The sequence below is a fragment of the Rhizobium sp. BR 250 genome, from assembly GCF_047445855.1.
In the GTDB taxonomy this organism is placed as follows: Bacteria; Pseudomonadota; Alphaproteobacteria; order Rhizobiales; family Rhizobiaceae; genus Agrobacterium; species Agrobacterium tumefaciens_I.
The window spans coordinates 55,449-67,956 of record NZ_JARWKW010000013.1 but is presented as its reverse complement, the minus strand read 5'-3'; the positions used below and the strand labels follow the sequence as shown (position 1 = coordinate 67,956).

Here is a 12,508-nt window from a genome sequence, read left to right as displayed (position 1 = left end):
AGCCCGTACAGACATGGACCGTTACCCGATCGTACCGGATGAGAATGCGTGGGAGCCCTGGAGCCCTGCTGAGCTGTCCCGGCGGCTGAGCGGCGTATCGAGACCCTGGTGCGTCGTTGGCGGCTGGGCTCTAGATCTGTGGCACGGGAGGAAAATGCGCGAACATGAGGATCTGGAATTCACGATCCTGCGTGAGGATCTGGGCGTTTTCCGGCATGAACTGAAGGATATGGAATTCTACACCGTCAATGACGGCGTGCTGGAACTGCTGCCGGCGGATCGGGAACCGGCGATGGAGATCTTCCAGATATGGTGTTTCGATCGCATTGCCGGGTGCTGGCGCGCCGACATGATGATCGAACCCGGAACGAATGACATGTGGGTCTATAAAAGAGACCCGGCAATTACCGGGCCCCGTATCGAGATGGTGTCGTTGACGGCAGATGGTATCCCTTACCTCAATCCCTCCGCCGTGCTCCTGTTCAAGGCGAAGCACAGGCGCCCGAAGGATGAGGAAGACTTCATGAATGCCCACCCGAAACTATCCCCATCGGAGCGCCGGTGGTTGAGGGATTGCCTTGATCTCCTGCATCCCGGTCACGAATGGGCACTCGTGTGAGATGACAGGAAACAAGCGCGCGAAAAACACCTTGAGCCTTCGCAAGGCCGGGCACGGTGTCGAATCGGACAGGGATTTTCGCGCGACTATGGCTTGTATCCCAGGCATCGTTGGTCGAGGTCAAAACATCCGGGGGATGACATCGGTCGGTCCATGTTTGTCCATCAGCCTGTGCTTCAGCGAACCCAGCACATGAAGGGCGATCAGGACCAGGAGGCTATAGGCGCCATATCGATGAAGCGTCTGGAAAACCACGAAGGCGCTGTCGTTCTTGGGAAGCAGTTCCGGCAGATGCGATATGACGAAGAAGGGGACACCATCGCTCTGCGAGAAGCTGCTGGAAAGCGAGTATCCGAGGAGCGGAACGAGAAGGGTCAAAAGGATCAGAAGCCGGTGCACCACATGTGAGAGAGTTTTCTCCCAGGGCGCCAGAACCGGCGGGGTCGAGGGCAGGATTTTGCTGTAGCGCCAGCGAAGTGCAAGGTGAACGAGCGCAAGCAACCAGACCATAACGCCGAACTGCTTGTGGTTGGGATAGAAAAACGAGGCGGTCGCCATGTCGCTCTCCGGCAGGCGCGTCATATACCAGCCGGAGGCGATGAGGCCGATCACCAGCGCGGCCCTTACCCAGTGCAGACAGCGGATCGGCAAGGGATATCTCACCGAAGAACCCTTTATTGTGACATCTGACATCCGAATATTCTCCGTAATGAACGTCCATCCTGATTGGATAGACCTGGGTCAATTGTGGCTGGGAGGCTCAATGGCTTGCCCTTGCATTCCTCAGGGCGAAGAAAACTGCCGCCGAAAGAATGGCGATCAATGCGCCCGCCGCCGTCAAAAGCAGGGCATGCGCCCTGGAAAACGCGTTCTTGCCGGCGGCCACCAGCGACCCGGCAAGGTCGTCGGGAAGCTTGCCGGCCAATACATAGGTATCTCCGATCGACCGGCTTGCCGCTTCCACAAGCTCGACCGGAATGCCGGAGGGCGCAGTCATCGCGCCGGCATAGATTGCCGACAATGCCACGCCGAAAAAGGTGATGCCGAGGCCCGCACCGAGTTCATAGCCAGTGGCTTCCAGTGAGCCCGCCGCGGCAGCTTTTTCCGCCTCCACCGCTCCCATGATGGCGATCGATGAGGCGGTGAGGCCAATGCTCAAGGCCAACCCCAGCACTGCCAGCAAAACCGGAACGAGGACGCCGGGCCGATGGAAATCGGACTGCGCCAGCGCCACAAGGGAAATGGCCGCGGTCGAAAGGGACAGCGTCGCCACTGCCCTGAGGCCGAAACGATTTGACAGAAAGCCGGCGACCGGACCGCCAGCGGCGGCCGCAACCATGATCGGCAGCATGAAAAGACCTGCGTCAAGCGGGGATTTGCCAAGGACGAACTGGAGTTCCTGCGCGAGCGTCAGTTCCACACCGGCAAGCGCCCCGGCGGTCACGATCGCCATGCCGACGCCCGTCACGATGGCGGGCCGTGAAAACAGGGACATATCGAGCATGGGTTCCGCGACAGCACGTTGACTTCTGACGAACAAAAGGAGAGCCGCGGCGCCGACAGCCAGGGCAAGAACAATGACCCAGAGCGGCTCCTTGCCGCCGAATCCGGATTTTGCGGCAAAGACCAATCCGATAATGCCGACAATCAGCAACATCGCCTGGCCGATCTGCCATCGACCCGGAGCGTGATGCTCTTTTCGCGGCAGGGCAAAGGCGATGATCGGAAAGATCAGAAACAATACCGGCACGTTGATCAGGAAAACGGAACCCCACCAGAAATGCTCCAGCAGAGCACCGCCCACGAGCGGACCGACGGCGGCGCCCGCCGCTCCGACCGTTCCCCAAAGCCCCAGCGCCATGGCCCGTTCGCCCGGGTCCTCGAATGTACGCCGGATGATGCCGAGAACGCAGGGCATGATCATCGCAGCACCGAAGGCGAGCAGAATCCGTCCGCCGATCAACATTTCGGGCGTCACCGAAAAAGCCGCCACGATCGAGGCCATTCCGAAAATCGCGAGGCCGCACAGCAGCAGTTTGCGGTGGCCGATACGATCGGCAAGCGTTCCCATCGGCACGAGCAGGCCGGCCATGAGCAGGGAATAGATATCGATGATCCAAAGCACCTCCGTTGTCGATGCCTGCAAGGCCAGGGTCAGCGACGGCACGGCGATATGGAGGATCGTCATGTCGAGAACAACGGGCAGGAAAGCGAGCATGACCGCAAAAAGGATCAGCCATCTTCGCTTCTGCAACTGTGCGGGAGAGGGGACACCATTCGGGTCGAGGGAGACCGTCATTTTTTTCACCAGTAATTACGCATATTTGCCGGATTGCGGATATCGCGACCACCCATCTGCGGGCGGGCGATGATCTGTTCCACCTTTCGCTCTTACCGGCCCGGCTTTGCATTTTGATGGAGGGAATGTGGAGGATATATGGAGGCGAAGGAAGGCTGCGGTTCGGTGCCGTCTTCCCTGGCTGTCACGGGATCGGCTGCCCGAGCGATATCTCGAACATGGCGCCTGCCTTTTCCGAAGGCGCATACCGGATCTTTCCGTCATGTGCCTGGACGATTGCACGGACGACGGAAAGGCCCAATCCGTTTCCTCCCTGCAAACCGGATTGCGTTCCCCTCTGAAAGGGTTCGAAAGCCCATGGGGCGATATCGCTCCCAAGTCCGGGGCCCTCATCAATGACGCGAATGATGGCCACATCATTCTCGACGGAAAGCATTATGTCGATCGCGCCTCGCACCGCATAACGGCGGGCATTGGTCACAAGTGCCAGAAGCGCCTGGCGGATGCGCATTGCATCGACACGCACCGTCACATCGCAAAGGTTGAGCCGGAGTTCGAAACCTTCACTCTTCAGCGAAGGCTCCATGACCATCGCCAGCTTGCTTATCTCTTCCCCGAGCCGCACCGGCTCGATCTGGAGGTCGAGGCGACCGCTATCGGCGAGCGTCACGGTTCTCAGATCCTCCACAAGTCTGGCAAGCGAATCCACCTGCAGAACGAGCGCCTGCAACGACGTTTCGTCAGGATCGAACACGCCATCGATAATGCCTTGCAGACGGCCTTTCAAAATCGTCAGCGGCGTGCGCAATTCGTGGGCGATGGTAGCATTCCATAGCTGCATATCGGCCGCCATGTCCTGAAGGCGTTGCGCCATGGCGTTGAAGTCTCCGACGAGATGTGCGGTCTCTCCAAGCGAGTGATCTCCGGGAGACGCGCGCGCGGACAGATCGCCATCCTTGATGCGCCTGGCGCTTGAAGCAAGGGATTCCAGCGGCTCCAGAATGCGCCGGGCCAGCCTTACCGATGCGATTGCCGCGACGATGAGGGCGATGAAGATCAGCACCGACAGGATGATGAAATCGACGCCCGTCAACCAATTGTCCGTCGATTCCGACCAGGGATAGAAATAGAATATGATGCTGAAGGCGATATAGGTGCCGAAGAATACGACGAGACCGGCGATGACGGTCATCGCAGACATTGCAAGCAGGATCTGTCGGCTGAGGCCCTTCAGCATCATGGCTCGACCGCGAGCCGGTAACCGATGCCGCGTATGCTGACGAGCATGCCTTCACCGCCCGATTGTTCGAGTTTCTTGCGCAACTTGCTGAGGTGGCTGTCCACGGTACGGTCGAGCGCGTCGGAACCCGGAAGGCAGGCATCGACCAGTTCGCCGCGCGTAAACGCCTTGCTGGGTGTTCTGGCAAGATGCGCAAGCAGCCTGAACTCGGTCAGGGTCAGGGAAAGCGGGGTCGCAACGCCATCCTTTTCGATACGCGCCTGATAGCTGTCGAGATCCAGTGTCAGATCTCCGACCCGTATCATCGGTCCGGCCTGGCTGAGGCCCGCCCGCCGCAACACCGCCTTGGCGCGGGCCACGACCTCGATCGGATTGAATGGTTTCACGATGTAGTCGTCCGCACCGATCCGCAATGCCTGCAGCCGGTCGACATCCTGATCGAGAGCGGTGATCATGATGACCGGTGTATGCCCGCGCCTTTGAATCTCCGCGAGGACTTCCCAACCATCGAGGCGCGGCATCGTCACATCCGCCAGGACGATATCCGGCTTCAGGGACCGATGCAGGTCCAGCGCCACCTTGCCGTCACGGGCGTGAACGGTTCGAAATCCTTCCCTGATCAGATAGGCCTGAAGGATTTCGGCAATTTGAACGTCATCCTCGGCGATCAAAACCAATGCTGCCATGATCTTTAAGCTCCTTGACCCATCAATGCCATCGAACGCATCCGCAGTCGAGCGCCGACCGCGCGCCTCCACAGAACCGCAACACGGCGTCCACATAAGCCACATCCAGAGGCCTTAACGGTAGGCACCCGAAGCCTGTTTTTTAAATGGATGAACAATGCCTATGCGATGCCTCCCGCGCCCTGTGACACTTGGCACGCTGCTGTTTTCGGCCTTCTTGCTGTCCGCCTGCAGCGAAGACCAATCCGGCCGCGAAGGAACCGACGCCGAACAGGCGCAGCCGGCGCGCGTCAGCGTCATGTCGGTCCAGCCTGAAAGCGTAACCGTCTATGACGAACTGCCGGGGCGCGTTTCCGCCTATCGCACTGCGGAAATCCGTGCCCAGGTCGGCGGCATCATTCAGAAGAAGCTTTTCAAGGAAGGAAGCTTCGTCGCGGCGGATACGTCCCTTTTCCAGATCGACCCGGCCCCGTTTTCAGCCGATGCGGATGCCGCGGCGGCCGTGCTGGCCCGCACGGAAGCCGAGTTCTTGAACGCACAGGTAAAATTCGATCGCGCCGGATTGCTTTCATCGCAGAAAATCGCGAGTGCGGAATCATTCAACAATGCCACGGCGGCGCTGGCCCAGGCAAAGGCAAGCGTTGCGGAAGCCAAGGCCAATCTGGCCAGGCGGAAACTCGAATTGTCCTATGCGACGATCCGCAGCCCCATCGAAGGCGTGATCGGTCAGTCCTTCATGAGCGAGGGCGGGTTGGTCTCGTCCGCGGCAACCTCGCCGCTCGCCGTCATTTACCAGATCGATCAGGTGTATGTGGATGTGCGCCAGTCGGCCATGAGCCTGGAACTGCTTCATGACATGGCATCCGAATCCGGCATTGCGGACCCGGAAGGCTTGCCGGTCAAAATCCTGACCATTGCCGGCAATCCCTACCCGTATGCCGGAAAGGTGCTGTTTGCCGATACATCCGTTGATGTCGCCACCGGCAGCCTCGGTATCCGTATTCTGGTTCCCAACCCTCAGAAACAATTGCTGCCGGGGATGTACATCCGGGCGATGGTTCCGCGCGCGATCTATGCCGACGCGCTGATGGTGCCGCAGGAAGCCGTCATCCGTGATCCGTCCGGGCGGCCGCAGATCGTCGTGGTGGACGCCGACCAGACCGGTAACCGCCGGACCATAGAGGTGGGAGCGCTGGTGAACGGCAGGTACATGGTCACGCGCGGGCTTTCCGGCGGGGAAACAATCGTCGTGCTGGGACAGGATCGCGTCCAGCCGGGCCTGCGGCTGGAAACATCCCGGAGCCAGCCTCTCACCAATGACATTAAAAGCTAAGGAGCGGATGACCAATGCCGCAGTTCTTCATCAACAGGCCGGTTTTCGCCTGGGTCATAGCCATCCTTATCGTGATCGCCGGCGTGATTTCTATCCCGCAGCTTCCCGTCTCGCGGTTTCCCGTCATCGCACCGCCCAGCGTTTCCATCTACGCCACCTATACGGGGGCGACGCCGCAGACAATCAATGACAGCGTCACGAGCCTGATCGAACGGGAACTGTCGAGCGCGAAGAACATTCTCTACTTCGATTCATCGGCGGACAGCTCTGGAAGCGCCACGATCACCGCCACGTTCAAGCCCGGCACCGATCTGGAGCTTGCGCAGGTCGATGTTCAAAACCGGTTGAAGGCGGTGGAGCCGCGGTTGCCCGAGCAGGTGCGCCGTGCCGGCCTGACCGTTGAAGCCGCTTCCGCCGGCTTCTTGATGATCGTTTCTCTCAAGTCCGCAGACGGTACGCTCGACGCACTGGCGCTGGACGACTATCTCGTCCGCAACATCGCGCCTGAACTGAAGCGCGTAACGGGCGTCGGCCGTGTCCAGTCTTTCGGCTCCGAGGCGGCGATGCGCATCTGGCTGGACCCTGCACGTCTCGTTTCCTATTCCATTTCGATGGCGGAGGTCACGCAGGCCATCCAGTCGCAGAATGTTCAGGTTACGCCCGGCCGGCTTGGCGAGGCGCCCGCTCTTCCAGGCCAGAAGGTCAGCGTTCCGCTCAGCGTCTCCGGCCAGTTGCAGACGCCGGAGGAGTTTGCTGAGGTCATTCTGCGCTCCAATCCCGACGGGTCGAAGCTGACACTGGGGGATGTGGCAAAAATCGAGGTCGGATCGCAGACATCGAGCTTCTCCATTCTCGATGGAGGCAAGCCTGCAACGGCCGCCGCAATCCAGCTTGCGCCGGGCGCGAATGCAGTCAACACATCCAGCGGCGTAAGGGAGCGTCTGGCGGAACTGTCGAGCACCATGCCCGCCGGAATGGAATATGCCATTTCTTACGACACGGCACCCTTCGTGAAGGTTTCAATCCAGAAGGTCGTCCAGACGCTTCTGGAGGCCATGGGCCTCGTATTCCTGATCATGCTGTTGTTCCTGCAGAACATTCGATACACGCTCATTCCGGCGATCGTCGCCCCCATCGCCCTTCTCGGAACCTTCGCGGTCATGTTGGCGATCGGCTATTCAATCAACGCATTGACCATGTTCGGCATGGTGCTCGCCATCGGCATCATCGTCGACGACGCCATCGTGGTCGTCGAAAACGTCGAGCGCCTCATGGCGACCGAAGGGCTTTCACCGCGCGAGGCAACCCGCAAGGCGATGACGGAAATCACCGGGGCGGTGATCGGCATCACCCTTGTCCTGACCGCCGTCTTCCTTCCCATGGGCATGGCGAGTGGCTCCGTGGGTGCGATCTATCGCCAGTTCACGGTGTCCATGGCGGTTTCTATCCTGTTTTCAGCCTTTCTGGCGCTCAGCCTCACGCCTGCGCTTTGCGCGACCCTGCTCAAGCCGGTAAAAGAGGATCACCACCATCGCAAAGGCTTCTTTGGCTGGTTCAATCGCGGTTTCGATCGCCTGACCGGGCGTTACGCCGGCTGGGTGACAATCCTCATCCGCAAAACCGGGCGGGTCACCCTGGTTTACGCGGCCATTGTTGGCGCGGTGGTCTATGGATACGGCACGCTCGCCACCGCCTTCGTTCCGGACGAGGATCAGGGATCCTTCATGACATCCTTCACCCTGCCGGCGGACGCCACCGCCGAGCGCACGCGTGCGGTCGTGGATCTCTTCGAAAACCATGTAAGAACGCGCCCTGACATCGACAACAACCTGACCATCACGGGGTTCGGCTTTTCCGGCTCGGGGCCCAATACGACGATGTCCTTTACCACGCTGAAGGAATGGGGCACACGCAAGACCGGCGTCGATGAAGAAGTCGCCGCCGCGACCACGGCCATGTCGGCAGCCGATGAAGGGCAGATATTCAGCCTGAAACCGCCTGCCATCGACGAATTGGGCAGCACGTCCGGCTTTGCCCTGCGCCTTCAGGACCGCGCCAATCGTGGAGCGGAGGCCCTGAACGCGGCTGCGACCGAGCTTACCCAACTGGCTGCCGGGAGCAGGTTTCTAAAAGACGTCCGTGTCGACGGTCTCCCGAGCGGCCCCAGCGTGGCGTTGAAAATCGACCGCCAGAAGGCCGGTGCGCTCGGTGTTTCCTATGCGACGATCAGCGACACGCTGGGCGGTGCGGTGGGCTCGACCTATGTCAATGATTTTCCTCGCGATGGCCGGTTGCAGCAGGTGATAGTCCAAGCCGAGGCTGCAAGCCGCATGCAGGTGGATGACGTCCTGAACCTCCATGTCAGAAACGATGCCGGCAAGATGGTTCGCCTCTCGGAAATCGTTACGCCGAAGTGGTCGACAATTCCGCTGCAGTTCACACGCTACAATGGATATCCCTCCACCAGCATTTCCGGCTCCGCGGCCCCCGGCGTCTCAAGCGGCAAGGCGATGGAGGAGATGGAACGTCTCGCCTCGAGGCTTCCGAAAGGATTTGCGCTCGAATGGACGGGGCAATCGCTCCAGGAGCGTCAGTCGGGAGCACAGGCGCCGTTGCTGATGGCCTTTTCGTTCCTGATCGTTTTTCTGGTGCTGGCGGCATTGTATGAAAGCTGGACGGTGCCGTTGTCGGTCATGCTTGTCGTCCCGCTCGGCATTGTCGGCGCCGTCCTTGCCGTTCACCTGCGGGGGCTGGAAAACGATGTTTTCTTCAAGGTCGGACTGATCACCCTGATCGGGCTTTCGGCCAAGAATGCGGTGTTGATCGTTGAATTCGCCCGCAAACGCCAGCAGGACGGACAGGCTGTCGCCGAGGCGGTCATCGAAGCCTCGCGGTTACGCCTGCGTCCCATCGTCATGACCTCGCTCGCCTTCACCCTTGGCATCGTGCCGCTGGTGATCGCCAAAGGCGCAAGCTCCGAGACACAGAATGCCATTGGAACCGGGCTTTTCGGGGGGATGATCTCGGCAACGCTTCTCGCCGTGTTTTTTGTTCCTGTCTTCTACATCATGGTGGCACGGCTTTGGTCCGCCGCGCGCAGCCGGGCTTAGGGGGTGGATCGCTCTTGAGAGATGGATCAGGCAAATCCGCGAGGCCCGCGCCCGGTTCGGCTCTCGGCCTCCGGGCGAGGGGCGTTGCGATGAGAGCCGTATCCATGCCGCATCAGGCGATCTGTTCGAGTGGATGGATCTCGATGTGGGCAATCGTTCCCGGCGGCAGTTGCGTATTGAAAAGACGGATGGCGTCGCCGGACATGTGTCGCTCCCATAGTTGGGGGGACGCCCACTCCTCGATGAAGACGTAAACGCCCTTCTGGTTGAGGTTGCGATGGAGACGATAGGAGAGGCATCCCTCTTCGGCCCCCGTGGCGAGGGATAGTTCCGTCGCATATTTCTCGAATGCGCCTTCCCTGCCGGGCGTTATCATGACGCGGGCCATGACTTTGATGCTGCTGGTCATTTTTGTCCTGTCGGGCTGCTGAATTTCGGGATGAATGATATCGGGGCGCCGCTCCGGATCGGGAGCGGCGCTGGTTATCGCATGGAGCCGGAACGGGCAGGCTTATTTCAGGCGCTTCAGCAGCTCCTGGGCGACCGCCGGGGCGGAAGCGGGGTTCTGGCCAGTAATCAGTTCGCGGTCGGTCACGATGTGGGACGTGAACGGCGTCTGGTTGCTGCTGAAATTGCCTCCGGCCGCTTCCAGTGCCGTCTGCGGGTAGAATTTCATTTCGCCGCCATTCAGCAGGCCCTTGGCGATGCCCTCTTCCTCATTGCTGATGACGGTCATCTTATAACCGGCATAGATCCAGCCTTTGGCCTTTGCTGTATCGCCTGTCTCAAGTTTTGCGGTGAAGGCCGTCGCATCGGGCAGGGTGGAGAGCAGGGCGATCGGTCCATGGCAGGCAAGGGCCGTGGTCTTGCCCTTGGTATGGAAGTCGGTCAGGAGCTTGCCCAGTTCCGGGCTGACCAGAAGATCCTGCATCGGGGCATGGCCGCCTGGCACATAAACGGCATCGAAATGGTCGTAACCGATCTGTTCGACGCGGGCGAGGCTGACGACTGGCGATTTTTCCTTCGAGGTCAGGTTGAGCTTTTCGAGCAGCGCACTGTTCTCTTCCATGGCGGCAACGTCGCCACCGAAATGCATCTTGTCGACCGAGGATTTATCGAGAGTAGGGGCGCTTCCCTTCGGCGTGGCGAAAGTAATGTCGTGGCCGGCGTCCAGCAGCGCCTTTACCGGCTGCATCAGCTCGTTGAGATAAAAGCCGGTCTCGAAAACCTTGCCGTCCTTGAGATCGAGACGGTCTGAATCCGAGAGGACGACCAGGACATTGGCTGCCTGTGCGCTGAATGCGGCGGTTCCAAGAGCAAGGGCGAGGGCGAAGGTGCGGATGGGTTTCATGTTTTTCTCCAGACATGGGCACTCCCTGCCCCGCATGGGCGGGGAGCGCTGATATGTTATTCGTGGTGTGGTGATGCCGTTCAGGCGGTCAGGAGGTCGCGCAAGGCTTCGCCGACGCCGGTCGCCGATTGCGGGTTCTGGCCCGTGACCAGCCTTCCGTCGACAACGACCTTCGCCGTCCAGTCGGCGGCCGGATGATGATGTGCACCACGCGCGGTGAGCGTGCTGGCCAGCAGGAAGGGAACGGTCTTGTCCAGCTTGACGGCCCGTTCCTCGTCATCGGTGAAGGCGGCGACATTCTTGCCGGCGACGAGATGGGCGCCGTTGCTGAGCGTGACATTCACCAGGGCCGCCGGGCCGTGGCAAACAGCAGCGACAACGCCGCCCGCCTCGTAAATGCCGCGGGTGAGGCTGTTGACCGCCGGGCTTGTCGGAAAGTCCCACATCGCGCCGTGCCCGCCGGCGAAAAAGATCGCCGCGTAATTTTCCGGGTCAAGATCGGCAAGGCGCGACGTGTTGCGGATGGCGTGGCGGAAGCCCTCGCTGTTCCAGTAATGCGCATTGGTGGGGTCATTGAGGTCGAGGCCGTCGATCGGCGGTTCGCCGCCATCGATCGAGGCGAATTCGACCGGGATGCCAGCAGCATCGAGGACCGCGAGCGGGTGGGTGACTTCACCAAGGTAGAAGCCGGTGGGTTCACCCGTCTCGCCCTTGGTGCCGTGGCTGGTGAGGACGAAGAGAACCGGTTTGATAGGCTGAGTTGCGCTTGTCATGAATTGCTCCTGACATCAGAGGATGAGACTGGATCGCATTTGATGAGGTAAATGTATTGAAGCCTACCGAGTGGATAAATGGGCCTTCGAGGAATTCATTTGTTCTCAGATGGATGAAATCACTTTGTTGGCGCGATGATCGGGGATAAGACTTGCCCAAGGGAAGCTGACTTATTCGCAAGGGACCAAAATGGGGCGGCGGTTTGATCATCTCGGCGACGTGGAGGCATTCATCATCGTTGCCGAAAAAGGTTCGATGACGGAGGCAGCCGTTGCGCTTGCGACGACGGCATCGGTTCTCAGCAGGGCGATCACCCGTCTGGAAACCCGGCTTGGCGCGCAGCTGATGCGGCGAACCACACGGCGCCTGAGTTTGACGGATGAAGGCCGGGCCTATCTCGAACAGGCACGCGCGGCGTTTTCGATGATTGACGATGCGGAACGGGCAATTCAGGGGCCGACGGGAGCCTCATTGACCGGCCATGTCCGCATCAGCGTGCCGACGACCTATGGCCATTACCGGCTGCCTGCCATGCTGGAGCGTTTCATGCAGGCCTATCCTGAAGTCCAGATCGAATTGAGCATCACCAATCGCAATGTCGATCTGGTGGCGGAAGGTTACGATCTGGCTATCCGTCTCGGCCCCTTGCCCGACAGTGGGCTTGTGGCGCGCAAACTGGAGGACGCGCCGTTACGTCTTGTCGCCGCCCCGCATTATCTCGAACGGGCGGGCATGCCCCTGCATGTCGAAAACCTGGCTAAACACCAGTGTCTGCCTTTCGTGATGCCGAGCACGGGGCGCTGCGCGCCGTGGCTGTTTCATGTCGAAGGCCGCGATCTGGACTGGACGCCACCCGGCCGCATCCGTGTGTTTGACGATGTGCTGGGTGTCGTGTCTTTGGCCGAAAGCGGTCTTGGTATCTGCCAGACCTATGATTTCATCGTTCGCGACCGCGTCAAAGAGGGGCGTCTTGTCGAGGTGCTGGACCATGCGCAGGGCCGCTCCCGGCCTTTTTCGCTGATCTTTGCCCCGCACCGGCGCCTGTCGGCCGCGACACGTGCGCTCATCGACTTTCTCGTGGAGAGATAATCGCGAG

Annotated in this window: 11 protein-coding genes; 4 read left to right on the top strand and 7 right to left on the bottom strand. The window is 60.3% G+C overall.

Translation table 11 applies throughout. From position 1 onward, the window contains the following. Positions 1-13: 13 nt before the first annotated feature. On the top strand, positions 14-619 hold the full coding sequence (locus QD336_RS19715; protein ID WP_499171844.1) for a nucleotidyltransferase domain-containing protein: 606 nt from the start codon (positions 14-16) through the stop codon (positions 617-619). A 120-nt stretch (positions 620-739) separates the two neighbouring features. Here QD336_RS19715 and QD336_RS19710 read toward each other — a convergent pair whose 3' ends face one another. The 4 genes from QD336_RS19710 to QD336_RS19695 form a co-directional block, all read right to left on the bottom strand. Beyond that, positions 740-1,312: a cytochrome b gene (locus QD336_RS19710; RefSeq protein WP_499171843.1), complete on the bottom strand. Its 573-nt coding sequence runs from the start codon at positions 1,310-1,312 to the stop codon at positions 740-742. A 67-nt stretch (positions 1,313-1,379) separates the two neighbouring features. Beyond that, positions 1,380-2,918, bottom strand: coding sequence for an MFS transporter (locus QD336_RS19705; RefSeq protein WP_499171842.1), 1,539 nt, complete (start codon positions 2,916-2,918; stop codon positions 1,380-1,382). Between the two features lie 184 nt (positions 2,919-3,102). After that, on the bottom strand, positions 3,103-4,158 hold the full coding sequence (locus QD336_RS19700; RefSeq protein WP_499171841.1) for an ATP-binding protein: 1,056 nt from the start codon (positions 4,156-4,158) through the stop codon (positions 3,103-3,105). Beyond that, positions 4,155-4,844 (bottom strand): response regulator, encoded by a 690-nt coding sequence (locus QD336_RS19695; RefSeq protein ID WP_499171840.1) that lies wholly within the window; start codon positions 4,842-4,844, stop codon positions 4,155-4,157. Before QD336_RS19695 ends, QD336_RS19700 begins: the two co-directional genes overlap by 4 nt. Positions 4,845-5,001: 157 nt before the next feature. On the opposite strand from QD336_RS19695, the gene QD336_RS19690 reads away from it, so the two are divergent. After that, positions 5,002-6,177: an efflux RND transporter periplasmic adaptor subunit gene (locus QD336_RS19690; RefSeq protein ID WP_499171839.1), complete on the top strand. Its 1,176-nt coding sequence runs from the start codon at positions 5,002-5,004 to the stop codon at positions 6,175-6,177. 14 nt (positions 6,178-6,191) lie between these two features. After that, positions 6,192-9,287 carry a multidrug efflux RND transporter permease subunit gene (locus QD336_RS19685; RefSeq protein ID WP_499171838.1) on the top strand — a complete coding sequence of 1,032 codons (3,096 nt, stop codon included), beginning with the start codon at positions 6,192-6,194 and terminating at the stop codon, positions 9,285-9,287. Positions 9,288-9,399: 112 nt separating this feature from the next. Here the strand turns inward: QD336_RS19685 and QD336_RS19680 are convergent, their stop codons facing one another. The 3 genes from QD336_RS19680 to QD336_RS19670 form a co-directional block, all read right to left on the bottom strand. Then, entirely contained in the window at positions 9,400-9,696 is a 297-nt protein-coding gene (locus tag QD336_RS19680; protein ID WP_499171837.1) for a putative quinol monooxygenase, read from the bottom strand. Positions 9,697-9,798: 102 nt separating this feature from the next. Continuing rightward, complete coding sequence (locus QD336_RS19675) at positions 9,799-10,638, bottom strand: type 1 glutamine amidotransferase domain-containing protein (protein WP_499171836.1); 840 nt, start codon at positions 10,636-10,638, stop codon at positions 9,799-9,801. A gap of 80 nt (positions 10,639-10,718) precedes the next feature. Next, positions 10,719-11,411 carry a type 1 glutamine amidotransferase domain-containing protein gene (locus QD336_RS19670; protein ID WP_499171835.1) on the bottom strand — a complete coding sequence of 231 codons (693 nt, stop codon included), beginning with the start codon at positions 11,409-11,411 and terminating at the stop codon, positions 10,719-10,721. Positions 11,412-11,601: 190 nt separating this feature from the next. On the opposite strand from QD336_RS19670, the gene QD336_RS19665 reads away from it, so the two are divergent. Continuing rightward, the gene (locus tag QD336_RS19665) at positions 11,602-12,501 is read left to right on the top strand and encodes a LysR family transcriptional regulator (protein ID WP_499171834.1); all 900 of its coding nucleotides are present in this window, start codon (positions 11,602-11,604) and stop codon (positions 12,499-12,501) included. Positions 12,502-12,508: the final 7 nt, after the last annotated feature.

Bases quoted from the DNA above. Each gene is read 5' to 3' on its own strand.
- QD336_RS19715 (WP_499171844.1), top strand. From the start codon at position 14: ATGGACCGTTACCCGATCGTACCGGATGAGAATGCGTGGGAGCCCTGG.
- QD336_RS19710 (WP_499171843.1), bottom strand. From the start codon at position 1,312: ATGTCAGATGTCACAATAAAGGGTTCTTCGGTGAGATATCCCTTGCCG.
- QD336_RS19705 (WP_499171842.1), bottom strand. From the start codon at position 2,918: ATGACGGTCTCCCTCGACCCGAATGGTGTCCCCTCTCCCGCACAGTTG.
- QD336_RS19700 (WP_499171841.1), bottom strand. From the start codon at position 4,158: ATGATGCTGAAGGGCCTCAGCCGACAGATCCTGCTTGCAATGTCTGCG.
- QD336_RS19695 (WP_499171840.1), bottom strand. From the start codon at position 4,844: ATGGCAGCATTGGTTTTGATCGCCGAGGATGACGTTCAAATTGCCGAA.
- QD336_RS19690 (WP_499171839.1), top strand. From the start codon at position 5,002: ATGCCTATGCGATGCCTCCCGCGCCCTGTGACACTTGGCACGCTGCTG.
- QD336_RS19685 (WP_499171838.1), top strand. From the start codon at position 6,192: ATGCCGCAGTTCTTCATCAACAGGCCGGTTTTCGCCTGGGTCATAGCC.
- QD336_RS19680 (WP_499171837.1), bottom strand. From the start codon at position 9,696: ATGACCAGCAGCATCAAAGTCATGGCCCGCGTCATGATAACGCCCGGC.
- QD336_RS19675 (WP_499171836.1), bottom strand. From the start codon at position 10,638: ATGAAACCCATCCGCACCTTCGCCCTCGCCCTTGCTCTTGGAACCGCC.
- QD336_RS19670 (WP_499171835.1), bottom strand. From the start codon at position 11,411: ATGACAAGCGCAACTCAGCCTATCAAACCGGTTCTCTTCGTCCTCACC.
- QD336_RS19665 (WP_499171834.1), top strand. From the start codon at position 11,602: ATGGGGCGGCGGTTTGATCATCTCGGCGACGTGGAGGCATTCATCATC.